The sequence below is a fragment of the Brevundimonas intermedia genome (assembly GCF_027922165.1).
Classification (GTDB): domain Bacteria; phylum Pseudomonadota; class Alphaproteobacteria; order Caulobacterales; family Caulobacteraceae; genus Brevundimonas; species Brevundimonas intermedia.
In genome coordinates, this window is sequence record NZ_BSFD01000002.1 from 383,960 (window position 1) to 408,850 (window position 24,891).

Sequence of the window (24,891 nt, forward strand, 5' to 3'; positions counted from 1 at the left end):
GGACCAAAGCCGCGCCAAATCAAGGCGCGGTCTTGGAAGGGTCAGCCGATCTTGGAGAAGTCGGGGGCCCGTTTCTGGGTGAAGGCCATGAAGGCCTCCATGGCCTCGGGGCTCTTCATCTGCGACCCGAAGGCCTCGCCCTCGCGCTGCATCAGCGCCCACAGACCCTCGGCGTCGCGCATCAGCCGCTTGGTCTTGCGGATGGAGTTGGGCGCGCGCGCCGCCACCTTGGCCGCCAGATCCGCCGCCGCCGCCTCGACCTGATCGGCCGGGACCGCGCGGTTGGCCAGGCCCCAGGCCAGGGCCGTGCGCCCGTCCAGCGGCTCGCCCAGGGCGAACATCTCGAACGCCCGCTGATGCCCGATGACCGCCGGCAGCAGCAGGCTGGACGCCGCCTCGGGCGCCAGGGCAAGATTGACGAAGGGCACCGACAGCAGGGCGTCCTCGGCCACCACCACCAGGTCGCAGTGCAGCAGCATGGTCAGGCCGATGCCGACCGCCCGCCCCTTCACCGCCGCGACCAGCGGCTTGTCCAGGTCGGCCAGCGCCTTGAGGAAGCGGAACACCGACATGTCGAACGGCTGTTCCGTCTGGGCGCCGATGGCGATGAAGTCGCCGATATCGTTGCCGGCCGAGAAGCTGTCGCCCTCGGCGCGCAGCAGCAGGACTCGGACTGCATCGTCGTTGCGCGCCTGTTCCACGGCCTCGGACAGGGCCGAGTACATGGCCTGGGTGATGGCGTTCTTCTTGTCGGCCCGGTCCAGCGTCAGGGTCAGGACGCCGTCGGCCAGTTGGGTGCGGATATGTTCGCTCACGTCGTTTCCTCGTCCCGTTTGACGGCTGTCCACCAGTCGACGCCGTTCTCATCGCGCGTCCGCTCGGCGCGGCCACGTCGTTCCAGATAGTTCAGATGCGCCTGAGCCTCGCCCGTGGCCATGCCCAATACGCCGTCTCCGACCGCCCGACCGAACACGGCCGGGAAGCCGTCGATCACCCTAGACGGTTGACGCAACGTCCGCTCAAGCCGTTTCAGCGCTGTCTCATGACCGCGCTTCAAGGCGTCGAGCCGGGCATGAACGCCGTAGAACGGTTCGCCATGCGCCGGCAGGATAAACGCCCCCTCGGGCAGCAGCCCGCGCAGCTTGGCCAACGAATCCATCCAGTCGCCCAACGGATCGGCCTCAGGCTCGGTCGGCCAGACAGAGACGTTCGACGAAATCCGCGGCAGGATCTGGTCTCCCGCGATGAAGACGTCGTCCGACCGTCTCCACAAGCAGACATGTTCGGGACTGTGCCCGGACCCGACCACCACGGTCCAGTCGTCGCCGTCGATCTGGATCACGTCCTGGTCCGACAGCCGCAGATAGCGGCGCGGCATCGGGGCCACGCCCTTGGCGAAGCCGCCGTAGTCGTTCCTCCACCGGTCGATCTGGGCTTCGGTCCAGCCGGCGGCGCGGTAGTGACGTTCCCCGTCTTCAGGCGCGTCGCCGGCCTGTTCGGCCGTCAGCATGCGGGCGGTGACATATTCCAGCCGCGACATCAGCAGCGGCGCCCCGCTGCGTTCGCACAGCCAGCCCGCAAGACCGATGTGGTCGGGGTGCATGTGAGTGCAGATCAGCCGTTTCACCGGCCGGCCCTCCAGCGCGCCGGCCAGCGCGACCTCCCAAGCGGCTATACTGTCCGGGGTGCGCAAGCCCGTATCGATCACGGTCCAAGCGTCGCCGTCGCGCAGGACATAGACGTTCACATGGTTCAGCTGGAACGGCAGGGCGAACCGAAGCCACAGCACCCCGCGCGCGACCTCGATCGCCGCGCCGGGCGCGGGCGCATCGGGCATGGGATAGGTCAGGCCTCGCGCCCCTATCCCCGGTTCCAGGGCCGCCGCATCGTCCGCCAAGTGCGTCTCCAATTGAAACGAACAACCTTAGTCAGGTCTTGCCCAAGTCGTCCACAGTCGCCTTGACCCCGCCCGATTAGATCGCCACGAAGCCTTCAGCCGTTCCCAACCGAAGGTGTTCCATGAAAGCCCGCATCGCCGCCGCCCTCGCGGCGCTCCTGTTCAGCGCCATATCGGTCGCTCCCGCCTTCGCGCAAGAGCAGCGCGGCCCCGATAACCAGCCTCCCACCGTTGACGGCTCCTCGCGCGCCTCGGCCTCTCGTCAACGCCGCGAACGCGCGCCCGCCGCCCCCACGGCCGAGCAGATCCAGGCCGCCGCCCAGGAACAGGCGACGCTCGCCAACACCAACTGCCAGGTCACCGAGGCCAAGCTGCTCGGTCAGACCGAAGCCAAGACCTCTGTCTATGAAGTCGCCTGCGCCGTCGGTCCGGGCTTTATGATCGAGTCCAAGACCCCGCCCGAGGCGTCCAACTGCGTCCTGCTGGCCTATTCGGCCGCCGTCCTGCGCGCTCGCGACCCGGCCGCAGATCCTGGCCCGCAGTGCACGATCACCGCCAACACCGACACGCAGAAATTCCTGCGCGAATACGCTGTCCAGGCCGGCGTCGCCTGCACGGTCGATGAGGTCAAGGTTCTGGGCAAGTCCAACGACGGCGGCATCATGTACGAAGCCGGTTGCTCCGACGGCGCCGGTTTTTGGCTCAAGCAGCTGAACAACGCCTGGACCAAGACCCCCTGCATCCAGGTGCTGGCGGAAAGCGGAACCTGCGCCTTCACCACATCGGCCGAAAACGCCGCCATGGTGAAATCCTACTTCGCAGGTTCGGAGGCCGCATCATGCGATGTGACCGAGGCTCGTCTGATGGGCCGCAACGCCAATGGCGTCTTCTATGAAGCCAAATGCGCGGCCGGAGACGGCCTCATCGCCCGCCTCAACACCGAAAATGTCGTGCAGCAGGTCTATCCCTGCGCCACCGCCCAGCAGATCGGCGGCGGCTGCAAGCTCACCACCGCGCCCGCCGCCGCTCCGGCGCCGGCCGGCGGCCGCCCGTAAGCGACCCTCGCAGACCAGACGAAGGGCCGTCGGAGCGATCCGGCGGCCCTTTTGTTTTGCGCGGCCTCTTTTCCGAGACCGTGACGCGCCCTACCGTCGCCGCCATGCGCATCGCCACCTGGAACGTGAACTCGGTCAACGCCCGCCTGCCCACTGTGTTGGCCTGGCTGGAGCAGGCCGCCCCCGACGTCGCCTGTTTCCAGGAGATCAAGTGCGTGGACGAGAAGTTCCCGCGCGAGGCCTTCGAGAGCCTGGGCTACAATGTCGAGACCCACGGCCAGAAGAGCTACAACGGCGTGGCCCTGCTGTCGAAATACCCGCTGTCCGACATCCGGCGCGGCCTGCCGGGCGACGAGACCGATGAACAGGCCCGCTATCTGGAAGCGGTGGTCGAGGCGCCCCGACCGATCCGGGTGGCGTCCATCTATCTGCCGAACGGCAATCCGATCGGAACAGAGAAGTTCGACTACAAGCTGGCCTGGTTCGAGCGGCTGAACCGCCACGCCCGCGACCTGCTGGCCTTCGAGGAGCCCCTGGCCCTGTGCGGCGACTATAACGTCATTCCCGAGCCGGAAGACGCCAAGAACCCCGCCGCCTGGACCGACGACGCCCTGTTCCAACCCCAGAGCCGTCAGGCGTTTCGCGCCCTGAAGAACCTGGGCCTAGCCGACGCGCACGAGGTCGGGGGCGAACCCGCCGGGACGTACAGCTTCTGGGACTATCAGGCCGGCGCTTGGCAGAGGGATCACGGCATCCGCATCGACTTCGCCCTGCTGTCGCCCCAGGCGGCGGATCGGTTGCGGGGGATCGAGACCCATCGCGACGCACGCGACATGGACAAGCCCAGCGACCATGTGCCGGTGGTGGTCGATATCGACCTGTCGGCCGGGACGGAGGCCTGAGCCATGGCGGAGGTCGTGCGGGTGATCCTGCTGATCGCCTTGGCGGCGGCCCTGCTGACGACCCTGGCCCTGGCCCTGTCCTGGTGGATGGAGCCGCCCCGCCGCATCCGCCGCGCCCTGCTGAAGGCCCTGGGCGCTCCGCCTGAGGTCGAGGCCGTTTCGCCCCGCGAAGGCCGGGCCTGCGCCCTGAACTTCGACATCGAACAGGTGGTGGTGCTTTGGGCCAACGGCGCCCACGGCCTGGCCTACGCCTTCGAGGAGGTCGAGGGCGGAGAGATCATCGTCGACGGCCATGTGGTCGCCCGCATCCGGCGTGGCGAGGCGCGCAAGGCGCTGGACGTGCTGGCGCCCGACGCCGAACAGGTGGTGCTGCGGCTGATGTTCGCGGACGCCCGCCATCCCGAGTTCGAGCTGGCCCTGTGGGACGCCGCCTTGACGGGCGGGACCGGTTCGCCGGGCGAGGCGTTGCGGCTGGGCCGGCGGTGGCTGTCGCACCTCGAAGCCCTGTTGAAGAGCTGACCGCCCCCCTTCCGATTGGGCGGCGAGAGGTCTAGAACCCCCGCTCATTCCTATCGACACGCCTTTTTACGGGAGGCCGCCTTGGCCCGCCTATTCGACGCCTATGTCGTCGCCGACTGGACCGCCGCCGAAACCAAGAAACTCGGCGACACCTCGCTGTGGATCGGGGTGGCGAAGCGCGACGTGCGGTTCCGCCTCTATACCGAGACGCACAATGTCGCGACCCGGGCTGAGGGCGAGGCCCTGCTGGCCTCGATCCTGCAGGATCACAGGAAGCGCGGCGACCGGGTTCTGGTCGGGCTGGACTTCAACTTCGGCTATCCGGTCGGCACGGCCGCGCGGCTGAAGCTGGATGGAACGCCTTGGAATTCCATGTGGAAATTCATCGCGTCCAATGTCGTGGACAAGGCCGACAATACGAACAACCGCTACCAGGTGGCGGCCAAGATGAACCGGCTGATGACGGACGAGGCCTGGCCGCTGTGGGGCGCGCCGGCGAAACAGGCGCAGCGCTGGCTGACGACGACCAAGCCGCCGGTGGGCGCCGGGGCCGACATCCCCGAGTTCCGGGCGACCGAAAACGCGGCGCGCAAAGGCCGGCTGCAGCCCAAGAGCGTGTGGCAGATGCACGGGGCGGGCGCCGTCGGCGGCCAGACCCTGGTGGGCATCCCGGCCGTGCGCAGGTTGTTGGAAAGCCTGGGGTCTTCGGGCGCCGTCTGGCCGTTCGGCACCGGCTGGCGCGCGCTTAGCCCTGAGGATGTCGAGCCCCTGTCGGCCCTGGTGGTCGAGGTCTGGCCCTCGATGTTCGACGCCAAACCCAACGAGGGCGAGTTCAAGGACCAGGCCCAGGTCCGGTCCACCGCCGAGGCCCTGGCCCACATGGACGAGGCCGGCGATCTGGCCAAGGCCTTCGGTCCGCCCAAGGACGCCACGCCCGAGCTGATCGCCCAGGTGGAGCAGGAAGAAGGCTGGATTCTGGGGGTCTGAACCTGGAGAAAACCTCGACAAATTCTGGAGAATTTGTCGAGGTTCTATCGGTCAGGACAGGCGGTCGCGAAACTCGGAATAGTCGAATTCGCGGACCAGTTTCAGCGAGTCGGTGTCGCTGTTCCACAGGGCGATGGCCGGCAGCGGCACCCCGTTGAAGGTGTTGGTCTTCACCATCGAATAATGGGCCTGGTCCAGGAAGGCGATGCGGGTTCCCGGCGTCGGCGCAGTGGCGAAGCCATAGTCGCCGATGATGTCCCCGGCCAGGCAGGACGGCCCGCCCAGGCGATAGGTCACGCCGTTCTCGGCCTCGTTCAGCATGGCGGGGCGATAGGGCGCCTCGATCACATCGGGCATGTGGCAGGTCGCCGAGATGTCGGTGATGGCGATGGCCAGGCCATTGTGGAAGGTGTCCAGCACCTCGCCCACCAGTATGCCGGCGTCCAGCGCAATGGCCTCGCCCGGCTCGATATAGACCTGAAGCCCGTAGCGCTCGCCCAAATCCTTCAGGAAGCCGACCAGGGCGTCGATCCGATAATCGGCGCGGGTCACGTGGTGGCCGCCGCCCAGGTTGATCCACTTCAGGTCCGGCAGCAGGGGCGCCAGCTTGGGCTCCACCGCCGCCCAGATCCGCTCCAGCGGCTCAAACCCCTGTTCGCACAGGGCGTGGATGTGCAGGCCGTCGACGCCGTTCAGATGCTCGGGCGTCAGCTGCGACACCGGGAAGCCGAGGCGCGAGCCCAGCTGGCAGGGGTCGTATTTGGCGACCTCGCCTTCCGAATGCTCCGGGTTCAGACGCAGGCCGATGTCGAACGTCTCGCCCTCGGCGCGGGCGGCGGCGATCAGGTCGCCGAACCGGGCGATCTGGTCCGGGGCGTTGAAGATGACCGTGTCCGACAGGCGCAGGATCTCGGGCAGGTCGGCGGGTTTGTAGGCGGGGGAATAGGTGGTCAGGTGCCCCTGATAGAACTCGCGCGCCAACCGCGCCTCCCACAGTCCCGAGGCGCAGACGCCGTCAAGGTATTCCCCGACGACGTCGGCCAGCGACCACATGGAGAAGGCCTTCAGGGCCAGCAGGACCCGGGCGTCGCCCCGCGCGCCGACGTCCTGAAGGACCGACAGGTTGCGACGCACCGCGACCTCGTCCACCACGAAGGCGGGCGACGGGACGCGGTTCAGATCGAACCGGGCGAAGGCGCCCGGTCCGCCGGCCTGGGTCTGCATGACCATGAGCGTGTCCTCAGAAGTCCAGCGGAGCGGACAGTTCCTCGACCGTCCAGGGCAGACCGTGCTTGTTCAGCATGTCCATGAAGGGATCGGGATCCAGCTGCTCCATGTTGAACACCCCCTCGCCCTTCCACTGGCCGGTCAGCATCAGGGCCGCGCCGATCATGGCGGGGACGCCGGTGGTGTAGCTGACGGCCTGGTTGCCGGTCTCGGCATAGGCGTCCTGGTGGTCGCAGATGTTTTTGACGTAGACCGTCTTGGCCGCGCCGTCCTTTTTACCGGTGGCGATCGTGCCGATATTGGTCTTGCCCTTGGTGATCGGGCCGAGCGACGAGGGTTCGGGCAGCAGGGCTTTCAGGAACTCGATCGGGATGATCTCGCGGCCCTGGAACATCATCGGCTCGATCGAGGTCATGCCGATGTTCTCGAGCACTTCCAGATGCTTCAGATAGGAGTCGCCGAAGGTCATCCAGAAGCGGATGCGCTTGATTTCCGGATAGAATTTGGCCAGCGACTCTAGTTCCTCATGATACATGAGGTACATGTTCTTCTGACCCACGCCCTCGAAGTCGAAGGCCTGCTTGTGCGACAGAGCCGGACCCTCGACCCACTGGCCGTTCTCCCAGTGACGCGAATTGGCGGTGACTTCGCGCAGATTGATCTCGGGGTTGAAGTTGGTGGCGAACGGCAGGCCCGTGTCGCCGCCGTTGCAGTCCAGGATGTCGAGGGTCTCGATCGAGTCCAGCAGGTGCTTCTTGGTGTAGGTGGTGAAGACCGAGGTCACGCCGGGGTCGAAGCCTGAGCCCAGCAGGGCCATCAGCCCGGCGTCCTTGAAGCGGTCCTGATAGGCCCACTGCCACTTGTATTCGAACTTGGCCTCGTCGCGCGGCTCGTAGTTGGCGGTGTCGAGGTAGTTGACCCCGGCGGCCAAGCAGGCGTCCATGATGGCCAGGTCCTGGTACGGCAGGGCCAGGTTGACGACCAGGGCGGGCTTGACCGCCTGGATCAGGGCCGTGGTCGCCGCCACGTCGTCGGCGTCGATCGCCGCCGTGTCGATGGTCACGCCGAAGCGCGACTTGACGGATTCGGCGATGGCGTCGCACTTGGACTTGGTGCGGCTCGCCAGAGTGATGTGCGAGAAGATGTCCGCATTCATCGCCATCTTGTGGACCGCGACGGAACTGACGCCGCCGGCGCCAATGACCAGCACCCTGCTCATGTGTGCTTCTCCTGAAGACTGAAATGCTCTGGCGACATCGCCGCCCTTATAAAGGGCGGGGCTCTTAGCACGATGATGACAGGACCGCTAATGCGGGGGGCGTTAGGGATGAATTCGGCGAACATCCGACTGGTCGTGGGCCTTCGCCTTCCCTTTTCCAGCGTCGCACCAGGGCTTGTCCCCAAAGCCCGTACACCAAGCGCATCCGCAGTGCGCCCACTCCACCCTGCAAATTTAACGGCCATACCCAGAGAGAAAACTCTTTAGATTACATATAATTAATCTGACTTCCTGCATCTGGATCGTCGCTTGAACGCCTCTCCCTCGCATTCAAAGACGATCTGCGCGCATCGACCGGAAAGCGCGGGGTCGTGAGACCGCCGGAGGGGGCTTATGAGTAGAAATGAAATTTTCGCGCCGCGCGCCGTCAAGGGTCGGCGCACATGGACCGCTGCGGCGGTCGTCCTGATCGTCGTGTTCTTTCTGATAGGGCAGCTGGCGACCATCTTCGGCGTCCTGAAGCCCATGGGCTATCACAAGGCGGATCTCGATACGCAGTGGGAGCCGTTCGCCATCTTCCTGGCGGGCGGAGGGATCACCCTCCTTCTCATTCTGGCCTGGACGTCCCTGTTCGAGCGCCGATCACCGGCGGGCCTAGGCTTCAAGGCCAGGATCGCCGGTCCCTATATGCAGGGCCTGCTTGTCGGCGGATTGGCGCTCGGCGCCGTCGTCGGCGTTATCTTCGCCGCCGGCGGCTACGCAGCCGCCGGAAGCGGATCCTGGGTCTCGCCCACGCCGGCCCTGCTGGCGCCGCTGCTCGTCCTGTTCGGCGGCTATATGATCCAGGGCGCGACCGAAGAAGTCATGCTGCGCGGCTGGCTGATGTCCTTGATCGCCTCCCGGCATGGACTGGTCGCCGCCGTCCTGATCAACTCCGGCTTCTTCGCCCTGCTCCATGCCAGCAATATCGATCCGTCGGGTGAACTCGCGCTCGGGCTGTTCAATCTGTTTCTGTTCGCGGTCGCGCTCAGCCTCTACGCGATCAGGGAAGGATCCTTGTGGGGCGTGTGCGCGGCCCACACTGGGTGGAACGTCTTGCTTGGCATGGGTTTCGGACTGGAGGTCAGCGGTCAGACGGTGGCCGTGACGCCGCTCGTCGCGAACCTGGCTCCGGCCCCTGACGCGCCGTGGTGGTTGACCGGCGGGGCGTTCGGCCCGGAGGCGAGCGTCGTCGCGACGATCGTACTCGCGGCAGGCTGCGCCTATCTGATCGCCAAGGGCGCGTTGACGACGACGTCGAGGCCGCAGGCCACCAGGTCGCAACCCTCGACTGACCCAACCCAAAAAAGCGTCAGCCATGCCTTAGAATAGGCGTCCGCCATCTCCCCGGACTGAACGCTTGCCCCTGGGGTCCATACGCCACAAGGGCGACGGCCGGGAAATATGGGGCGAGGGTCAGCAGGCAAGGCTCACGTCATGTGCTGACGGTCGGCGCTTCCAGCGCGTCGCGAACGGTCGAAAGACGGTTACGACTGATGGGCAAGGGCTCGCCTTCGTCCATCAGCAGCCGGCCGCGCGAACCGTCACGCTCGAAGCCGAGGACATGGGTGAGATTGGCGATCACCGACCGGTGGACCCGAAGAAAGCCCGCTGGCAGCTCGGCTTCCAATCGGTCCAGGCGGGCCGCGTGCAGCAGTTTGCGCCCATCGGTCAGTCGCAGTTCCACATAGTCGTCGGCGCCCACGATGGAGACGATGTCCTTGAGCGGGATCCGCTGGACGCCGCGTGACGAGGCCACCGTCAGACAATTGGGGCGCGCGGCGGCGCGTGTGAGCGCGATCTCCCGCTGCTGATCGTCGCGGCCCAGTCGCACGACTTCGGCCATCAAAAGCGGAAGAACGAGGCCGGCGGCGAACAGGAAATAGGAGAGATCGACCAGCCAGGCGGGAAAAAGAAGTCCCGTCGCCATGAAGAGGCAAAGATAGGCCAGGGTCAGGCGGGCGCCCACGCGACGGCGGTACACACCGACGCCGGCCGCCGTGGCGGCGAGCGACAAGCCGACCATCAAGGCCAGCAGGCTCTTCAGATCGAACCCCGGAGCAAAGACGGTCGCGCCGACGGCGACCATGGCGAAGGCGATCAGCGGGCGGCGCGCCTGGGGCCAGAATCGCTCCACGACATAGGACACCAGCAGCACGGCGAAGGCGGCTGTCAGAAGCCAGATGCCGACAAGGCGCCAGCCGTGGACGGGATAGGCGTAGGGCGCGAGCGCTCGCAGGCTTTCCAGGATCGCTTGCAGCCCCGCGATGCCCGCCAGGGTCGCCAAGGCCAGGCTCGAGCCGGTACGGCGCAGGCCGTGGATGACCGCGAAACCGAAGGCGGCGGCGAAGAGCGCGCCCGCAAGCGTGAAGACCACCGCCAGGGGGACCGCGCGCGACGGCCACGGATAGGGGGCGGCCACGATGCCCGCGATGGGGCCGTCCAACCGCACAGCGCCATGAAACGACGACATATGGATCACGACCGGATTGTCGCCGGGCCGCCAGAGATGTTCGGGAACCGGGAAGGCCGCTTCGTAACGGCCGGGCGTTTCGGTCGCGGCCGAGGCGCCGGGTCGCCCGTTGGCGCCCAGCCGCTGACCATTGAGCCAGACTTCGGAAGAGGCCGTGCCGACGACGTACAGGGCGGCCGGACCAGCGCCGTCCGGACGGCGCACGATAGAGCGAAGCCACAGCGCCCGCCCCTGGGGGTCGAGGACGCCATCGACCGCCTGACAGTCCCGAAGAACCGGCGCCGCAACGCCCTGTTCGCCGCGACAGGATTGCCAATCCTGCGCCCGCAAGCCCGTTGGGAGGGCGGTCAGGAGAATCGCGATGAGAAGCAGCCGCCACATGACGAGAGCCTAGCCTGTCATTCGCCGGAAAGCGCTGCCGTTCACCGACGCAGACGCGCCGTTGGCCGAAGCCCGCTTTTGTCGGTCGGAAAGCCTGCTTCGATCCTTCCCATGACCCATGCCCTCATGAACCGCCGCTCCATCCTCGCCGCCGCCGGCCTCGCCCTGCCCGGTCTCGCTCTGCCCTCGAGGGCCCAGGAACAGGAACAGCCCGGCCCGTTCCGCTTCGTCGCCGGCGACGGCCAGGAAACCGACGCCGAACGCGGCTTCTTCGAGGTTCCCGAGGATCGGCACATCCCCGGATCGCGCCGTATTCGCCTCGGCTATGTGCGGTTCGCCTCGACCAGCGCGAACCCAGGGCCGCCGATCATCTATCTGGCGGGCGGGCCCGGCGGGTCGGGCGTCCGCACGGCGATGGGGAATCGGTTTCCGATCTTCATGGCGTTGAGAGCGGTGGCGGACGTCATCGCCTTCGACCAACGCGGCACGGGATTGTCCGCCCATATTCCAGAGCGTCCGGCCTCCCCCGCCCCCTGGCCCGCCTTGACCCACAGGGAAATGACGGACTGGTACCGCGACGCGATGCAGAAGGCCTGGGTGGACTGGACCCGCGCCGGCGTGGCCATGACCGGCTATAATACCGAACAGAACGCCTACGACATCGATGACCTGCGCCGGCATCTGGGCGTGGAGAAGGTCGATCTGTGGGGCATCAGCTACGGCACGCATCTGGCCTTGTCCGTGCTGAAGCGGCATCCCGACGTGATCGGCCGTGTCGCCCTGGCCAGTCTTGAAGGTCAGGACCAGACCGTGAAACGGCCGGCGCATATCGACGCCTTTCTGGACCGGGTGGACCGCCTGCTGGGTGAAGACCCCGTCGCCCGCGCGGCCGTTCCGAACCTGCCCGCCCTGATGCGGCGCGTCCACGCCCGGTATGAAGCCGAGCCGGCGATCGTGACCATCTCCGGCGCGACCGGCCCGGCCGATCTGAAGATCGGCGGCTTCGGCGTGCAGCTTATGGCGTCCGCCATGGTCGCCAATCCGCCGACCTTGTCCATGTTGCCCGGCGTCTACCTGGCGCTCGACGCCGGCAAGACCGACGTCCTGTCGCCGCTCTTCCCGCCGCCGGATCGCTATTTCAGTATTGCCGGCATGCCCGAGGCGACCGATCTGGCGTCCGGCATTTCGCCGGGGCGGTTGGCCCTGATCGAGAAGGAGGCGAAGACGGCCGTGCTGGGCGACGCCTTCAACATGCCCATGCCGCATCTGCTGGGCGCCATCCCCGGCGTGGACCTGGGCGAGGATTTCCGGTCGGCGATCCGGATCGAGACCCCTGCCCTTCTCGTCGCCGGGTCCCTCGACGGCCGAACTCCTCTGGAAGAACAGGCCGAGGTGATCGACCAGTTTCAGCGAAAGACCCAGGTGGTGGTCGAAAACGCCGGCCATAACGTCTTCGAGTCGCACCCGGAGGTTCAGACCCTGCTGGTCAAGTTCTTCGGCGGAGAGCCGGTCAGCGACACCCGATTGAGTTTGGCCCCGCCGAAGTTCGCGCTCGTCTGAGGGCGGTTGACCAGGGAGGGCGGCCCTTCTGGAGAGCGAAGGGTTGCGCCAAACTGGAATTACATGCGTAATCCGCAATGAGGAGACCCGCATGAACATCACCGATGCAGAGTTCAAGGTCATGGACGCCGTTTGGCGGGCCGGCCCCCTGTCGGCAGATGAACTGATAGCCGAGGTCCAAAGCCAAACCCCGTGGGGCGAGGCGACAGTGAAGACCTTGATCAATCGCCTACTCAAAAAGGGCGCGATCCGCTCCGAGCGGATCGACGGGCGGCACCGATATCAAGCGGCTCTTGAGAAGGAAGCCTTCGCAATGGCGGAAAGCGAAAGTCTGCTCGAACGTCTTTTTGGCGGTCAAGTCTCACCCCTGGTTGCGCAACTCGCATCTAACCGCACACTGTCCCAGCAGGATCGCGAGAAGCTCAAAGCAATCATCGCGACGTTTGACGATGAGTGAACTCCTCTCACTGATCGTCGAATTGAACTTTGCGCTTGCGGGCGCGGTGTCGGCGGTTCTGCTCATACGTCGCCCATGTCGAAAAGCCTTCGGGCCCCGGGCGTCTTATGGGCTGTGGTCCGCGGCGCCCGTGACGATGCTCGCCGTCTGCCTACCGCGTATCACGCCAGAGGTTGACCTCCCTGCGGCCGCTGCACCAGCGGAGTTCGCCATGATTGTGCTGGCGATCTGGATTTCGGGAGCGATCGTGTCAGCCGGCTTGATGCTGTCCGCTCAAGCCCGCTTCTTCGATCAGGCCCGACGTGGCGTGGCGGGACCTGCGGTGGTCGGCGTCATAATTGGCCGACTGGTCATGCCCGCAGACAGCGCCGACCGCTGGAGCATTGAAGAACGAGCGGCTATCCGCGATCACGAGCGCGCCCACCTCGAGCGCGGCGATCTGCGCGTCAACGCCTTGGCTGCGTTGTTGCAGTGCTTATTCTGGTGGAACCCTTTTGCTCACTTGGGAATCACCTGGTTCCGTTTCGATCAGGAATTGGCCTGCGACGCGGCTGTGATGGCCCAGCGTCCCGGTCGCCGTCGCCTCTATGCCGAAGCCCTGCTCAAGGCTGTCCCGACCGCGCCTCTCGCCTTCGGCTGCGGCTGGACCACGGCTGGTGTCGGGGCTCTGGCGACCCGTTTGGATAGTCTGCGCCTGCCTCGCCATACGCCTGACATGAAAGATCGGCTGACCATCCTCGCCTTTGCCTTGACGACGGCGACTGTGGCTTGGGCCGTTCAACCCGCTTCCGCTGAAAGACAGCGCCTCAAGCCTACGCCGGTTCTCAACCTCCGCCTCTTGCCCCCCGCGCCGCCCGACGCCTCGTGACCGGTTGACAATATTACAATTGTAAATCACGCTACCTTCATCACTCAGATGGAGGATGAGATGCGCCTGAATATTGCTTTGCCTGCCCTTGGTCTGACCGCGTTCTGGACATGCGCCGCCGCAGCGCAAAGCGTCGAGCCGGGCGGACGGGGGTTGAAAATAGCGGCGGTCTTCAACGACGCCGGCCCAGAGACCAAGCTGATCGTACTGGGTTTGGTTGCCTGCGGATTGGCCGCCGCTCTGCTCGCGCCGCGCCTGGCTCGGCAGACGCGTGACAATCCTTCGCCCCGAGGGATCGGATTCATCTCCGGCCTCAGGCTAGGCGGCCCCCTGATCGCGCTTGTCGCCGTCCTCCACAATTTGCTCAATTGGGCGGTGGCGTCAGCCTGGTTTAATCGAAGCCCCTCCCATCTGCAGTTGGCTCAGGGGTATGCCGAACTGGCTCTGATCGCCCTGGCCGGGACTGTGGCGGCGACCTTCGCGATCTTCAGCCTTGAGCATGTGCGCGCCGCTGAACAGCGGGCGCGAGGATGAGGATTCGCCATGCGCTGACGGCGGTCGCCCTGGTCGCTACATCGGCGTGCGAGGCCAACACCGACCGCTGGATCGAACGGCAAACTGCCGTCGATCCACCCGAACTGTGGCAAGTCGAGGCCTTGGGCGCAGACGTTCAGCCGGTTCGGATATGCGTCGATGGTTTCCTGCGAAAAGGGTTCAGCGCTCCCCTGCCGGAAGTTAATGGCCGACCATGCATCCCGATGGGAAAATCGATCACGACGCCCGACGCCACCCTCCAACGCTGCACGTTAGGCCATGAAGACGTTTTGGTTCGGGTCACCCGAACAGGGGACGACGACGTGTTTACTGTGGCGCTTCGGGTCACCCTGATCAGCGGACACAAAGATGCGTCGGCGGTCCAGACACGACGTTATACTCGTCTTGGCGCCTGCCCGAAGGGTTGGAAGGTCGGAGACGTGACCGACCAAAAGGGCCGGCGCACGAACGAAGTCTGGCCTCCAGTGTGGCGATAAGCCAGGGGGATAAGGTGAGCGATGGAACTGGGTTTCAAGCTCACCCCGTCCCCTACCCGATCAACGCCCGCGCCGCCGCCCTTGCCTCATCGGTGATCTCCGCCCCCGACAGCATCCGCGCGATCTCCTCCTGACGGCGCGCGTCGTCCAGGGCCACCACCGTGGTGGTGGTCGCGCCGTCGTGGTCGGCCTTCATCACCTTCCAGTGGGCGTGGCCACGGGCGGCGACCTGGGGGCTGTGGGTGACGACCAGGACCTGGGCGCCGGTGGACAGGCGTTTCAGGCGCGAGCCGACGGCCTCGGCCACGGCGCCGCCGACGCCCTGGTCGACCTCGTCGAAGATCATGACCGGCTGGCGCATGTCCTCGCGGCTGGCCAGGGCCGCCTTCATGGCCAGGGCGAACCGGGCCAGTTCGCCGCCTGAGGCAATGGCGTCCAGCGGGCCGAAATCGGTTCCGGCGTTGGTGGCGATCTGGAAGCGCACGGTCTCGACCCCGTCGGGGCCGCGCCGGCCCTCGATCGGCTCCAGGGCGACGCGGAACCGGGCGCGCTCCAGCTTCAGCGGGCCCAGTTCGCCCATGACGGCGGCGGTCAGGCGGTCGGCCGCCGCCTCGCGCGCCGAGGTCAGGAAGGTGGCGGCCAGATCATAGGATTCGGCGGCCTCGGCGGCTTCGCGGCCGGCGTTGGCCAGGGCCTCCTCCCCGTCCTCGATCAGGCGCAGCTGCTCGCGAAGACGGATGCGCAGCGACGGCAAGGCGTCGACCGTGGTGTTCAGCTTGCGGGCGGCGGCGCGCAGGGCGAACAGCCGTTCCTCGGCCTTGTCCAGGCGGCCGGGTTCATAGTCGAAGGCGTCGGCGGCGGCGTCCACGGCGGCGACGGCCTCGGCCGCCTCGACCATGGTGCGGTCGATGGCCTCGACGGCGGCGGACAGTTTGACGATGACCGGATGGTCGCCCTCGGCCCCCGCCTGGCCGGCGCGCTGGCGGGCGTGTTCGACGGCGCGAAGCGCCGCGCCCAGTTTCTGGCTCAGCTTGTCGCCGCCCAGCTGGGCGCGGGCGTCGGCCAGGTCGGCGATGGCTTTTTCGGCGGCGCCCAGCAGGGCGCGTTCGCCGGCCAGTTCCGTCTCCTCGTCGGCGCGGGGGTCCAGGGCGTCCAGTTCGGACAGGTTGAGCGTGATCTCCTCGACGCGGGCGGCGGCGTCGGCGGCCTGGGCCTTCAGCTCGGCCAGCTTGGCCTCAGCGGCCTTGAGCTTGGTCGAGGCGGCGGCGACGGCCTGGAGCTGGGGCTGGAGGCCGCCATAGGCGTCCAGCAGCCCCCGGTGGGTGCGCCAGTCCAGCAGGCCGACGGTTTCGTGCTGGCCGTGGACTTCGACCAGGGCGGCGCCGATCTCGCGCAGGGCCGTGACCCCGGCGGGCTGGTCGTTGACATAGGCCCGGCTGCGGCCGTCGGCGTTCAGCACCCGGCGCAGGATCAGGTCCTCGCCCGGCTGGACCTCGAATCCCTTGTCGGCGATCAGGGCCAGCAGGTCGGGATCGTCCGGGGCGCTGAAGATGGCGGTGGCCACGGCCTGTTTGGCCCCGTGGCGCACCAGGCCGGCGTCGCCGCGCCCGCCCAGGGCCAGGCCCAGGGCGTCCAGAATGATCGACTTGCCCGCCCCCGTCTCGCCGGTCAGCACGGTCAGGCCGGTCTCGACGTCGAGATCCAGCACGTCGACCAGGACGACGTCGCGGATGGAAAGGGCGGTCAGCATGGGCGCACGCGATTCGGCATGGGGCGCAGTCTAGCGCGCGGCGGCGTGAAAGGAATCAGAGACCGGAGGCCCGGCGAAGCGCGGCGTTGATGCCCGACTGCCACCCCGGCCCCTGGGCCCGCCAATGCTCCAGCAGATCGGCGTCCAGCCGCAGGGTGACCTGCTGTTTGGGCGCGTCGACCTTGGGGCGGCCGGGGGCGCGTTTGAACTGGTTTAGGATGTAGTCGGGCAGGACTTCACGCGCCGGGCGGAGTTTGGCAGCCATCTCCTCGGTCAACTCAGGCGCGTCGTCCTCGTCCAGAGGAACGGTTTCCCAGTCTAGCTCTCGCTTCGCCATTTCATCAGCTCCTTTGTCCGCGCCCGCCGAAGACTGATGGCCCGAACATCCTCGCCTCGCACCGTGAAGGTCAAAGCATAGAGCCGACCGTCCACATAGCCGTAAGCGTTGAAACGGGTCTCTTGATAGTCCTTGCGGGTGTCTTGCCTGACGAAGGCCGCCGCCAAATCCATCTCTTCCGCCAGGCGCAAGGATACGCCGTGCTTCGCGATATTGGCCGCGTCCTTCGCCGGGTCGAAGACGATCATTTATGTAACTACATAAATCTGACCGTCAAGGGGACGATCAGCCGGGAATGATCCGCTGCAGCCAGGATTCGCGCTTGGCTTCCGGGGCCTTCTCCGGCGACTGGCCGTTTTCGGTCAGCAGGGCGTAGGCCTCGGCGTACCAGGGGCTGCCGGGGAAGTTGTAGCCCAGGACGGCGCCGTTGCGGGTCGCCTCTTCCTTCAGGCCCAGCTGCAGATTGACCTCGACAAGACGGTACAGGGCCTCAGGCGTGTGGGAGGTGCGCTGGAACTCGGGGTTGGCGATGACGGCCTTGTAGCGGTTCAGGGCCGCCAGCGGCTGGTTGGCGCGCTGGTAATAGCGGCCGATGTTCATTTCCTTGCCGGCCAGCTGGTCGTTGACCATGTCGATCTTAACGGCGGCGTCGCTGGCGTAGGGCGTGCCCGGATAGCGGCGGGCCACGTCCTTCAGACCGGCCAGGGCGGCGTTGGCGTAGCCCTGGTCGCGGCCCACGTCGGTGATCTGTTCGAAGTTGCAAACCGCCTTCATGTAGAAGGCGTAGGCCGCCGACGGATTGCCCGGGAACAGCGAGATGAACCGGTCCGAGGCCGCGATAGCTTCAGCGTAATTATTGTTCTGGTAGTAGGCGTAGACCTGCATCAGGATCGAGCGACGGGCCCAGTCCGAATAGGGATGCTGGCGTTCCACCTCCTGGAAATAGTCGACGGCGTCGGCCCAGCGCTTCTGTTCCAGACGCTGATAACCGGTGTTGTACAGCGCCTCGACCGGCCGCTCTTCATAAGCGAGCTTTGGGCGCTTATTGCCGGCGCAACCCGAAATTGTCAGAGCGGCGGCCGCCGCGGCCATCAGCACCAGGCCGGAACGGAACTTAGAAACGGACAAGGACGACCCCATGACGAGCGGAGACCGGCCTTAGGACAGGCCTCCGGAAACGAACGCGGCGATCTCTAGCACCCACGACCGGGACACGCCATGCCGACGAAAACTCTCCGCACACGACTTGCCCTGCCCGGCTCCGCTGGTAAAGAGCGCGCCAACCGACCGCCGTTCATGGGGGTCGGATGACGGCGAAAGGATGACCAGCTGATGAAGCTGCTCTCAGGCAACTCCAACCGGGCCCTTTCCCAGGCCATCGCGGACCATCTGGACGGACCGCTGACCAAGGCCCAGGTCAAGCGTTTCGCCGACAACGAGGTCTTCGCCGTCATCGAGGAGAACGTCCGGGGAGAGGACGTCTTCATCCTTCAGTCGACCAGCTATCCAGCCAACGACAATCTGATGGAGTTGCTGATCATCACGGACGCCCTGGTGCGCGCGTCCGCCCGGCGGATCACGGCCGTCATGCCCTATTTCGGCTATGCCCGTCAGGACCGGAAAACAGGCGGCCGCACGCCGATCTCGGCGAAGCTGGTGGCCAATCTGATCACCCGCGCCGGCGCCGACCGAGTGCTGACCATGGATCTGCACGCCGGCCAGATTCAGGGCTTCTTCGACATCCCGACCGACAATCTGGTGGCCACCCCGGTCCTGGCCCAGGACATCCGCGAACATTATTCGCGTGGCGACGACCTGATGATCGTCTCGCCCGACGTCGGCGGCGTGGTGCGCGCCCGCTCTCTGGCCAGCCGTCTGAACGCCGACCTGGCCATCGTCGACAAGCGCCGCCCGAAGGCGGGCGAGAGCGAGGTCATGAACATCATCGGCGACGTCGAAGGCCGCCGTTGCATCCTGTTCGACGACATCGTCGATTCCGGCGGCACCCTGGTGAACGCGGCGAAGGCCCTGATGGATCAGGGCGCGACCGAGGTCTCGGCCTATATCAGCCATGGCGTCCTGTCGGGCCCGGCGGTGCAGCGGATCACCGACGGACCGCTGAAGGAACTGGTGATCACGGACTCGATTGAACAGCCGCACGAAGTCTCGAACTGCAAGAAAATCCGCACGGTTTCCGTGGCTCCGCTTATCGGTGAAGCTATCCGACGGATCGCCAACGAGGAATCCGTGTCGAAGTTGTTCGATTAATCTTCGGCAAACCAGTTTCGGCACGTTATAAGCGCCTTCCAGTAAGCGCCCCTGTCGGGGCACATAGTTCTGTGGACGCGCCCTATGCCCAAGGCCTTCATGACCCGCGGCCTGTCGATCGCCGCCCTTGCCGCCGCCGCAATTCTGGCGAGTTGCAGCACCAAGGAGCCGGAGGTCGCGCCTCCGCCTCCTCCGCCTCCACCTCCGCCCGTCACCCTGAACGAAGGCGTCGCCCAGGCGGCCTCGATCTATGTGGCCTTCGTGCGCGAGGCCGCCACGATCCAGCCGGGCGGCTTCCCCGACGCGGAATCCATCCAGGCGGCCATTCGCAAGGGCTCGGCCTATGAGCCGGCACAGCTGTCGCGCGGCCTGATCGCCTATGGCTCGATCATCGCGCTTCAATCGCCCGAGTTCGTCGCCGGGGTGCGCCAGTTCGCCGCTGATCCGACCCAACGCCAGCAGATGATCGCCCAGATCGTCGCCGATCCCGCCTACGCCGCCACCCTGCCGGGCGCGGACGCCGCCGCCGGCCTGATTACGGCGACCATCGGCAAGGACGCTGTCGCCATCCGCGCCATCGCCGAAGCGGTCGAGGCCGACGCCTATACCGTCCAGGAACGCCGAGACCCGCGCCGCCGTTGGGCCACCACCCATATCCCGAACCGCGAAGTGCGGCTGGAAGGCGCCAAGACCCTGTCGGCGGCGGCGATGCTGCCGTCTCCCGAAGAATCGAGCCGACTGTTTACGGCCGCCAACACGGGCCAGGGCCTGTCGGTCGAGGCGTCACGCAAGGCGCCGCCCTATACCCCGGCGGTGACCCGCTCGCTGGCGATCGCCGCCCTCGCCGCCCTTGGCGCGGCAGGCGACGAGGCGCGCGCCAACACCGACGCCCTGGTGGTCGACACAAACAGCGAATTCTGCCTGAACATGTCCAAGCTGATGCTGTTCCAGTGCCTGGCCGCCTCGCGCCCCAGCTATGAGGACATGTTCTGCCTGGGCCGCCACATCGCCCGCGACCTCGCCACCTGCACCACCCAGGCGGTGCTGACGACCTCGATCACGGTCGGCGATCCCGAAGAGACGGGCACGCCGCCCGTGTCTGCACAAACCCCTGTCGCGGTTACCCTGGCGCCTACGCCGTCGCCGACCGCATCCCTGAACACTACGCCCTCCGCGTCCCGCTGAGCTTCACAGCAAGACAAGGCCCGCCCCGAGCGATCGGGGCGGGCCTTTTTCTTTGCGAGGACGCGAGGCCTATTCGTAGCCGTGGGCGGCTTCGTTGATCACCTGGGACGGCATGGATGAGAAGTCCACCGCGATCGGATTGGCGACCTTGGCCTGATAGGTCCGCAGAACGTGCGTCATGCGGCGACGCACCTCGCGTTCGGCCTCAGTGCCAGCATCGAGCGACAGGGGGGCCAGGCAGAAGTCGATGATGGCTTCGGTTCGGGTCAGCGGTTCCATGGAGGTTCCTTTCCTTAGCTGAGGGGGCCTTAAGCCGCGTGGGTGAACTGGGCGGTCTCGGTCGAGTCCTTCAGCGCCGTCGTCGAGGACGTGCCGTTGGAGATGACCGTGGCGACCTGGTCGAAATAGCCGGTGCCGACTTCGCGCTGGTGGCGCGTGGCGGTGTAGCCGATGGCCTCATTGGCGAACTCGCGCTGCTGCAGCTCCGAATAGGCCGCCATCCCACGATCCCGATAGCCGTCGGCCAGCTCGAACATCGAGTTGTTCAACGCGTGGAAGCCGGCCAGGGTCACGAACTGGAACTTGTAGCCCATGGCCCCCAGCTCGCGCTGGAACTTGGCGATCGTGGCGTCGTCCAGCTTGGCCTTCCAGTTGAATGACGGCGAGCAGTTATAGGCCATCAGCTTGCCCGGATGCTTCTTCTGGATCGCCTCGGCGAACTTCTTCGCGTCGTCCAGATCCGGGTGCGACGTCTCCCACCACAGCAGGTCGGCGATATTGGCGTAGGACAGGCCCCGCGCGATGCAGTGGTCCAGCCCCGTGCCCTCTTTCAGGCGGAAGAAGCCCTCGGGCGTGCGGTTGTCGCGGTCGATGAAAGGCTGGTCCCGCTCGTCGATGTCCGAGGTTATCAGCTGGGCGCTTTCGGCGTCGGTGCGGGCGACCGTGATGGTCGGCGTGCCCATGACGTCTGCGGCTAAACGCGCGGCGACCAGATTGCGCTCATGCGCCTGGGTTGGGATCAGGACCTTGCCGCCCAGGTGGCCGCACTTCTTCTCGGACGCCAGCTGGTCCTCGAAGTGGACGCCGGCGGCGCCCGCCTCGATGAAGGCCTTCATGATCTCGAAGCTGTTCAGCGGCCCGCCGAAGCCGGCCTCGGCGTCCGCGACAATGGGGACGAACCAATCGCGTTTCGCGCCGCCCTCGGCATGCTCGATCTGGTCGGCGCGTTGCAGGGTGCGGTTGATGCGGCGGCACAGTTCCGGCGCGGCGTTGGCCGGGTACAGCGACTGGTCCGGATACATGGCGCCGGCCGTATTGGCGTCGGCCGCCACCTGCCAGCCCGACAGATAGATGGCCTTCAGCCCCGCCCGGACCATCTGCATGGCCTGGTTGCCGGTGACCGCGCCCAGGGCGTTGATGAAGGGCTCGTCGTGCAGCAGCTGCCACAGGCGGTTGGCGCCGCGCTCGGCGAGCGTATGGGTGACCGGCACCGAGCCGCGCAGGCGCAGGACGTCGTCCGGCGTATAGGGGCGCTCGATGCCGTCGAAACGGCCGGCGGGCGAAGGAACCAGATCGGCGAAGGTGGTCATGGTCGAACTCGGTCTCTGAATGGCGCGGCCGCAGCCGCCGTCTCGGAGACAAGAACACGCAACAGTCACGAATGACACAGCATCATCCGGCTATTTGATGTCACTTTGTCACATCATGACTTTGCATAATCGGTCATGTTGTGACATTCTGCGACCATGGACACCTCCGCCGATCGCAAGCTCTTCCTCGGCGCCCGGCTGAAGCGGCTGCGGCGCGACCTGAGCCTGACCCAGACGGCCATGGCGGCCGACCTGGGGGTTTCCCCCAGCTATCTCAATCACATAGAACGCAACCAGCGGCCCGTTTCGGCCCAGCTTCTGCTGCGTCTGGCCGAAACCTATGACGTCGATCTGCGCAGCCTGAACCAGGGCGGCGCGGCCGATCAGGCGCGGCTGACCGAGATCCTGGCCGACCCGCTGTTCAAGGGTCTGTCCGCCCCGCGCCACGAACTGGTGCAACTGCTGGAGGAGGCGCCGGGCGTCGCCGACGCCATGCTGCGCCTGTATCAGGCCTTCGACGACGGCCGCACCCGGGCCCGCGCCGCAGCCGAGAACGGCGAAGGCCTGGTCGAGACCAGCCCGGCCGAATGGGTGCGCGAATACATCCAGTCGCGCGGCAACCACTTCCCCGAACTGGACCAGATGGGCGAGGTCCTGGCCGACGCCCTGGCGGCCGAGGCGCCGGCCCACGCCGACGGTTTCGAACCCGCCGCCCGCCAGCGGCTGGCGGCCAAACACGACCTGGGCGTCCGCACTTTGCCGGCCGAGGTCATGGTGGAATGGACCCGGCGCTACGACCTGCACCGCCGCCGCCTGCTGCTGTCCGAGACCCTGGGCCCGTCCTCGCGCGCCTTCGCCATCGCCTATCAGCTGGCCCTGGTCGAACACGGCCCGGCCCTAAACGACATGGTCCAGACCGCGAACGCCGCGGACGGACCGACGCGATCCCTGCTGAAGGTGGCCCTGACCAACGCCCTGGCGGCCGCGACCCTGATGCCCTACGCCGCCTTCCAGCGCACGGCGGAAGAGACGGGCTATGACCTGGCGCGGCTCCAGGCCCGGTTCGGGGTCAGCTACGAACAAGCGGCGCATCGGCTGACCACCCTGTCGCGGCCGACGGCGCGGGGCGTGCCCTTCTTCCTGATGCGGGTGGATCAGGCGGGCAATATCTCCAAACGCTATGCGGCCGGCGCCTTTCCCTTCTCGCGCTTCGGCGGCGCCTGCCCGCGCTGGCGGCTACACTCCGCCTTCCGCACACCGGGTCGGATCATCACCCAGATCATCGAGACCCCAGATGGCGGCCGCTGGTTCACCTTCGCTCGTACGGTCGAACGCCAGGGTCAGGACGGGTACGGCGAGACCCACGACTTGGCCGTCGGTCTGGGCTGCGAGCTGCGCCACGCCCATAGGCTGGCCTATGCCCACGGCCTGGATCTGGAACGGCCCGAGGTCACCCCCATCGGCCCCGCCTGCCGCCTGTGCCACCGCCACCCCTGCGCCGAACGCGCGGCCGCGCCGATCGACCGGCCGCTCGCCGTGGACGACTGGTCAAAGTCGGTCAGCCCCTATCCTTTCGCGGCGATGTGAGTTCACAACCACTCATAGTTGTGACAGGATGCAGGGATGGCCGACCACGTCCTGACCCTGCCCCTGACCGACGAGGCGCTTGAGCGTCTCAAGGCCGCCGCGCGTACAGCGGGCATGGAGCCGGAAGCCTATGCCGTCGCGGTCCTGGAGAGGGCGCTTGCGACCGGGCCTGACGATGCCTCGAGCGAATCCGGAGTTCGAGAGAAGGACGCCGCCTTCATTATGGACGACGCCCTCACGCCCTGGCCCCCAATCACGCCTTACGACACTTCCGAAGCCAAACGCCGCCTGGCGAAGTACGACCGCACCGGCAAGTTCATCGAATTCGAAGACTGGGCGGCGGGTTTCGAGGCTGAGATCGAGGCGATGCTGAAGGCCAAGGCTTGAGGATACGGCTGTCCCCAGACGCGATCCAGGATCGCCGACGGGTCATCGCCTTTCTCCAGAACGTCAACCCAAACGCAGCCCGGCGGGCGAGCCAGACCATCATCGGGGCGATCGCTCAGTTGGCGCAGACGCCCCTTATGGGGATCGACTTGGACGGGTTGCGCCACCTTTATATCCGCTTCGGCGACAGCGGTTACGTCGTTCAATACCGCGTCGATGCCGACACCGTCTTCGTCGCCCGCATTTTCCACGCCCGCGAAGAGCGCTGAGGCTTCAGTGGCTCAGCAGCAGCCAGGATTGACTGCGGTTCAGCAGGGCCTGGGTGACGCCGCCCAGAACCCATTCCCGCATCCGCGAATGACCCCAGGCGCCGGAGACGATCAGATTGGCGCCGGTCTGTTCGACCAGGGCCAGGATGCGATCGCCGGCCGGACGTTCGTCGCGCACCTTGGCCTCGCTTTCGGCCACGATGCCGTGGCGTCGCAGCCAGGCGGCGACATCGGCGACGCGCGCAGCGGCGGCGGCCACATCGGCCGAGGCGCAGATTTCGACGACCTTGACCTCGCGCGCCTGCTTCAACAGCGGAAGAGCCGCCTGGACGGCCCGCTGGGCCTCGCGCCCTTCCTTCCACGCCACCAGGACGACCCCGTCGACCGGCGCAGCCGAGGCGCGGGGCGGCGCGACCAGAACCGGTCGGCCGACATTCATGATCAGGTCGCCGGCGTCCGGCGCGCGATAGGGCAGACGTCCCGCGTCGCGCCCCACCAGGATAAGATCCGTCGCGCGGGCGTGGTGGGAGACGCAAGAAGCGGGATAGCCGGTCTCGGCCCGCCACTCGTGATCAATGCCGGTATCCTTCATCGCCTCGAGGAAACGGGTCTTGGCGGCGGACAGCTCGCCGTCCGCCTGGTCCCGCCGCAGGGTCAGGATCTCGCCGGCCATGCCGCCGGCGACATAGGCGTCCACCAGGGGCGGCTCAGGCTCGCTGACGGATATGCCGATCAGGGTCGCGTCGTGAATGGCGGCGAGGTCCCGCGCGAAACCGATCCGCGCGACATTGTCCGGCTCGTCGTCCACATAGACCATCAGGCTCGCATAGGTCATGGCGGTGCTCCTCTTTGCCGGAGCCTGGATGCGCCCTTCGGCCCATGCCCGCCTTGATCCGAATCAAAG

General features: G+C 66.6%; 27 protein-coding genes. 15 read left to right on the forward strand and 12 right to left on the reverse strand.

What is annotated here, in order from left to right; genetic code table 11:
• Positions 1–41 precede the first annotated feature (41 nt).
• A complete protein-coding gene (locus PKE72_RS04515; RefSeq protein ID WP_271164195.1) occupies positions 42–815 on the reverse strand; it encodes an enoyl-CoA hydratase in 774 nt (257 codons plus the stop codon).
• Positions 812–1,897 (reverse strand): MBL fold metallo-hydrolase, encoded by a 1,086-nt coding sequence (locus tag PKE72_RS04520; protein ID WP_271164196.1) that lies wholly within the window; start codon positions 1,895–1,897, stop codon positions 812–814. Before PKE72_RS04520 ends, PKE72_RS04515 begins: the two co-directional genes overlap by 4 nt.
• Positions 1,898–2,019: 122 nt before the next feature.
• Between PKE72_RS04520 and PKE72_RS04525 the strand changes: the two genes are divergently transcribed.
• The 4 genes from PKE72_RS04525 to PKE72_RS04540 all read left to right on the forward strand — a co-directional run bounded on the left by PKE72_RS04525 (position 2,020) and on the right by PKE72_RS04540 (position 5,360).
• On the forward strand, positions 2,020–2,952 hold the full coding sequence (locus tag PKE72_RS04525) for a hypothetical protein (protein ID WP_271164197.1): 933 nt from the start codon (positions 2,020–2,022) through the stop codon (positions 2,950–2,952).
• 104 nt (positions 2,953–3,056) lie between these two features.
• Positions 3,057–3,854: an exodeoxyribonuclease III gene (gene xth / locus PKE72_RS04530; protein ID WP_271164673.1), complete on the forward strand. Its 798-nt coding sequence runs from the start codon at positions 3,057–3,059 to the stop codon at positions 3,852–3,854.
• 3 nt (positions 3,855–3,857) lie between these two features.
• Positions 3,858–4,373 (forward strand): hypothetical protein, encoded by a 516-nt coding sequence (locus tag PKE72_RS04535; protein WP_271164198.1) that lies wholly within the window; start codon positions 3,858–3,860, stop codon positions 4,371–4,373.
• 81 nt (positions 4,374–4,454) lie between these two features.
• Positions 4,455–5,360, forward strand: a complete 906-nt coding sequence (locus tag PKE72_RS04540) for a cobalamin biosynthesis protein CbiG (protein ID WP_271164199.1) — start codon at positions 4,455–4,457, stop codon at positions 5,358–5,360.
• A 51-nt stretch (positions 5,361–5,411) separates the two neighbouring features.
• On the opposite strand, the gene PKE72_RS04545 is transcribed toward PKE72_RS04540, so the two are convergent.
• Positions 5,412–6,590 (reverse strand): carboxynorspermidine decarboxylase, encoded by a 1,179-nt coding sequence (locus PKE72_RS04545; RefSeq protein ID WP_271164200.1) that lies wholly within the window; start codon positions 6,588–6,590, stop codon positions 5,412–5,414.
• Positions 6,591–6,600: 10 nt separating this feature from the next.
• Complete coding sequence (locus PKE72_RS04550) at positions 6,601–7,806, reverse strand: saccharopine dehydrogenase family protein (RefSeq protein WP_271164201.1); 1,206 nt, start codon at positions 7,804–7,806, stop codon at positions 6,601–6,603.
• 525 nt (positions 7,807–8,331) lie between these two features.
• Between PKE72_RS04550 and PKE72_RS04555 the strand changes: the two genes are divergently transcribed.
• Positions 8,332–9,177 (forward strand): CPBP family intramembrane glutamic endopeptidase, encoded by an 846-nt coding sequence (locus tag PKE72_RS04555; RefSeq protein WP_271164202.1) that lies wholly within the window; start codon positions 8,332–8,334, stop codon positions 9,175–9,177.
• A 103-nt stretch (positions 9,178–9,280) separates the two neighbouring features.
• Here PKE72_RS04555 and PKE72_RS04560 read toward each other — a convergent pair whose 3' ends face one another.
• The gene (locus PKE72_RS04560) at positions 9,281–10,699 is read right to left on the reverse strand and encodes a LytR/AlgR family response regulator transcription factor (RefSeq protein WP_271164203.1); all 1,419 of its coding nucleotides are present in this window, start codon (positions 10,697–10,699) and stop codon (positions 9,281–9,283) included.
• A 111-nt stretch (positions 10,700–10,810) separates the two neighbouring features.
• Between PKE72_RS04560 and PKE72_RS04565 the strand changes: the two genes are divergently transcribed.
• The 5 genes from PKE72_RS04565 to PKE72_RS04585 all read left to right on the forward strand — a co-directional run bounded on the left by PKE72_RS04565 (position 10,811) and on the right by PKE72_RS04585 (position 14,615).
• Positions 10,811–12,259, forward strand: coding sequence for an alpha/beta fold hydrolase (locus PKE72_RS04565; protein ID WP_271164204.1), 1,449 nt, complete (start codon positions 10,811–10,813; stop codon positions 12,257–12,259).
• A 91-nt stretch (positions 12,260–12,350) separates the two neighbouring features.
• Entirely contained in the window at positions 12,351–12,716 is a 366-nt protein-coding gene (locus PKE72_RS04570) for a BlaI/MecI/CopY family transcriptional regulator (RefSeq protein ID WP_271164205.1), read from the forward strand.
• Positions 12,709–13,584, forward strand: coding sequence for a M56 family metallopeptidase (locus tag PKE72_RS04575; RefSeq protein ID WP_271164206.1), 876 nt, complete (start codon positions 12,709–12,711; stop codon positions 13,582–13,584). Before PKE72_RS04570 ends, PKE72_RS04575 begins: the two co-directional genes overlap by 8 nt.
• Positions 13,585–13,644: 60 nt before the next feature.
• Positions 13,645–14,118, forward strand: coding sequence for a hypothetical protein (locus PKE72_RS04580; RefSeq protein WP_271164207.1), 474 nt, complete (start codon positions 13,645–13,647; stop codon positions 14,116–14,118).
• Positions 14,115–14,615 carry a hypothetical protein gene (locus PKE72_RS04585; RefSeq protein ID WP_271164208.1) on the forward strand — a complete coding sequence of 167 codons (501 nt, stop codon included), beginning with the start codon at positions 14,115–14,117 and terminating at the stop codon, positions 14,613–14,615. The genes PKE72_RS04580 and PKE72_RS04585 overlap by 4 nt, the downstream gene beginning before the upstream one ends.
• A 52-nt stretch (positions 14,616–14,667) precedes the next feature.
• Here the strand turns inward: PKE72_RS04585 and recN are convergent, their stop codons facing one another.
• From recN to PKE72_RS04605, 4 genes are read right to left on the reverse strand one after another with little or no spacing between them, the layout of a single operon-like run.
• Positions 14,668–16,365 carry a DNA repair protein RecN gene (gene recN, locus PKE72_RS04590; protein WP_271164209.1) on the reverse strand — a complete coding sequence of 566 codons (1,698 nt, stop codon included), beginning with the start codon at positions 16,363–16,365 and terminating at the stop codon, positions 14,668–14,670.
• Between the two features lie 55 nt (positions 16,366–16,420).
• Complete coding sequence (locus PKE72_RS04595) at positions 16,421–16,702, reverse strand: BrnA antitoxin family protein (protein ID WP_271164210.1); 282 nt, start codon at positions 16,700–16,702, stop codon at positions 16,421–16,423.
• Positions 16,684–16,950 carry a BrnT family toxin gene (locus PKE72_RS04600; RefSeq protein WP_271164211.1) on the reverse strand — a complete coding sequence of 89 codons (267 nt, stop codon included), beginning with the start codon at positions 16,948–16,950 and terminating at the stop codon, positions 16,684–16,686. The genes PKE72_RS04595 and PKE72_RS04600 overlap by 19 nt, the downstream gene beginning before the upstream one ends.
• Positions 16,951–16,987: 37 nt before the next feature.
• Positions 16,988–17,842, reverse strand: a complete 855-nt coding sequence (locus tag PKE72_RS04605) for an outer membrane protein assembly factor BamD (RefSeq protein ID WP_271164212.1) — start codon at positions 17,840–17,842, stop codon at positions 16,988–16,990.
• A gap of 192 nt (positions 17,843–18,034) precedes the next feature.
• Between PKE72_RS04605 and PKE72_RS04610 the strand changes: the two genes are divergently transcribed.
• Positions 18,035–18,970, forward strand: coding sequence for a ribose-phosphate pyrophosphokinase (locus PKE72_RS04610; RefSeq protein WP_271164213.1), 936 nt, complete (start codon positions 18,035–18,037; stop codon positions 18,968–18,970).
• Positions 18,971–19,054: 84 nt separating this feature from the next.
• The gene (locus PKE72_RS04615) at positions 19,055–20,155 is read left to right on the forward strand and encodes a hypothetical protein (protein WP_271164214.1); all 1,101 of its coding nucleotides are present in this window, start codon (positions 19,055–19,057) and stop codon (positions 20,153–20,155) included.
• A 69-nt stretch (positions 20,156–20,224) separates the two neighbouring features.
• On the opposite strand, the gene PKE72_RS04620 is transcribed toward PKE72_RS04615, so the two are convergent.
• Entirely contained in the window at positions 20,225–20,434 is a 210-nt protein-coding gene (locus PKE72_RS04620) for a hypothetical protein (RefSeq protein WP_271164215.1), read from the reverse strand.
• A 29-nt stretch (positions 20,435–20,463) separates the two neighbouring features.
• The gene (gene aceA, locus PKE72_RS04625; RefSeq protein ID WP_271164216.1) at positions 20,464–21,744 is read right to left on the reverse strand and encodes an isocitrate lyase; all 1,281 of its coding nucleotides are present in this window, start codon (positions 21,742–21,744) and stop codon (positions 20,464–20,466) included.
• A gap of 156 nt (positions 21,745–21,900) precedes the next feature.
• On the opposite strand from aceA, the gene PKE72_RS04630 reads away from it, so the two are divergent.
• Genes PKE72_RS04630 through PKE72_RS04640 form a run of 3 tightly spaced genes read left to right on the forward strand, consistent with a single transcriptional unit; the run spans position 21,901 to position 23,987 of the window.
• Complete coding sequence (locus PKE72_RS04630) at positions 21,901–23,331, forward strand: helix-turn-helix domain-containing protein (protein ID WP_271164217.1); 1,431 nt, start codon at positions 21,901–21,903, stop codon at positions 23,329–23,331.
• Positions 23,332–23,367: 36 nt separating this feature from the next.
• Positions 23,368–23,718 carry a hypothetical protein gene (locus tag PKE72_RS04635; protein WP_271164218.1) on the forward strand — a complete coding sequence of 117 codons (351 nt, stop codon included), beginning with the start codon at positions 23,368–23,370 and terminating at the stop codon, positions 23,716–23,718.
• Entirely contained in the window at positions 23,715–23,987 is a 273-nt protein-coding gene (locus PKE72_RS04640) for a type II toxin-antitoxin system RelE/ParE family toxin (RefSeq protein WP_271164219.1), read from the forward strand. The genes PKE72_RS04635 and PKE72_RS04640 overlap by 4 nt, the downstream gene beginning before the upstream one ends.
• Before the next feature lie 4 nt (positions 23,988–23,991).
• On the opposite strand, the gene PKE72_RS04645 is transcribed toward PKE72_RS04640, so the two are convergent.
• Positions 23,992–24,822 carry a universal stress protein gene (locus tag PKE72_RS04645; protein WP_271164220.1) on the reverse strand — a complete coding sequence of 277 codons (831 nt, stop codon included), beginning with the start codon at positions 24,820–24,822 and terminating at the stop codon, positions 23,992–23,994.
• Positions 24,823–24,891: the final 69 nt, after the last annotated feature.

Coding starts and splice junctions, on each gene's coding strand:
- PKE72_RS04525 (WP_271164197.1), top strand. CDS start 2,020: ATGAAAGCCCGCATCGCCGCCGCCCTCGCGGCGCTCCTGTTCAGCGCC.
- xth (WP_271164673.1), top strand. CDS start 3,057: ATGCGCATCGCCACCTGGAACGTGAACTCGGTCAACGCCCGCCTGCCC.
- PKE72_RS04535 (WP_271164198.1), top strand. CDS start 3,858: ATGGCGGAGGTCGTGCGGGTGATCCTGCTGATCGCCTTGGCGGCGGCC.
- PKE72_RS04545 (WP_271164200.1), bottom strand. CDS start 6,590: ATGGTCATGCAGACCCAGGCCGGCGGACCGGGCGCCTTCGCCCGGTTC.
- PKE72_RS04550 (WP_271164201.1), bottom strand. CDS start 7,806: ATGAGCAGGGTGCTGGTCATTGGCGCCGGCGGCGTCAGTTCCGTCGCG.
- PKE72_RS04555 (WP_271164202.1), top strand. CDS start 8,332: ATGGGCTATCACAAGGCGGATCTCGATACGCAGTGGGAGCCGTTCGCC.
- PKE72_RS04560 (WP_271164203.1), bottom strand. CDS start 10,699: ATGTGGCGGCTGCTTCTCATCGCGATTCTCCTGACCGCCCTCCCAACG.
- PKE72_RS04565 (WP_271164204.1), top strand. CDS start 10,811: ATGACCCATGCCCTCATGAACCGCCGCTCCATCCTCGCCGCCGCCGGC.
- PKE72_RS04570 (WP_271164205.1), top strand. CDS start 12,351: ATGAACATCACCGATGCAGAGTTCAAGGTCATGGACGCCGTTTGGCGG.
- PKE72_RS04575 (WP_271164206.1), top strand. CDS start 12,709: ATGAGTGAACTCCTCTCACTGATCGTCGAATTGAACTTTGCGCTTGCG.
- PKE72_RS04580 (WP_271164207.1), top strand. CDS start 13,645: ATGCGCCTGAATATTGCTTTGCCTGCCCTTGGTCTGACCGCGTTCTGG.
- PKE72_RS04585 (WP_271164208.1), top strand. CDS start 14,115: ATGAGGATTCGCCATGCGCTGACGGCGGTCGCCCTGGTCGCTACATCG.
- recN (WP_271164209.1), bottom strand. CDS start 16,365: ATGCTGACCGCCCTTTCCATCCGCGACGTCGTCCTGGTCGACGTGCTG.
- PKE72_RS04595 (WP_271164210.1), bottom strand. CDS start 16,702: ATGGCGAAGCGAGAGCTAGACTGGGAAACCGTTCCTCTGGACGAGGAC.
- PKE72_RS04600 (WP_271164211.1), bottom strand. CDS start 16,950: ATGATCGTCTTCGACCCGGCGAAGGACGCGGCCAATATCGCGAAGCAC.
- PKE72_RS04605 (WP_271164212.1), bottom strand. CDS start 17,842: ATGGGGTCGTCCTTGTCCGTTTCTAAGTTCCGTTCCGGCCTGGTGCTG.
- PKE72_RS04610 (WP_271164213.1), top strand. CDS start 18,035: ATGAAGCTGCTCTCAGGCAACTCCAACCGGGCCCTTTCCCAGGCCATC.
- PKE72_RS04615 (WP_271164214.1), top strand. CDS start 19,055: ATGCCCAAGGCCTTCATGACCCGCGGCCTGTCGATCGCCGCCCTTGCC.
- PKE72_RS04620 (WP_271164215.1), bottom strand. CDS start 20,434: ATGGAACCGCTGACCCGAACCGAAGCCATCATCGACTTCTGCCTGGCC.
- aceA (WP_271164216.1), bottom strand. CDS start 21,744: ATGACCACCTTCGCCGATCTGGTTCCTTCGCCCGCCGGCCGTTTCGAC.
- PKE72_RS04630 (WP_271164217.1), top strand. CDS start 21,901: ATGGACACCTCCGCCGATCGCAAGCTCTTCCTCGGCGCCCGGCTGAAG.
- PKE72_RS04635 (WP_271164218.1), top strand. CDS start 23,368: ATGGCCGACCACGTCCTGACCCTGCCCCTGACCGACGAGGCGCTTGAG.
- PKE72_RS04645 (WP_271164220.1), bottom strand. CDS start 24,822: ATGACCTATGCGAGCCTGATGGTCTATGTGGACGACGAGCCGGACAAT.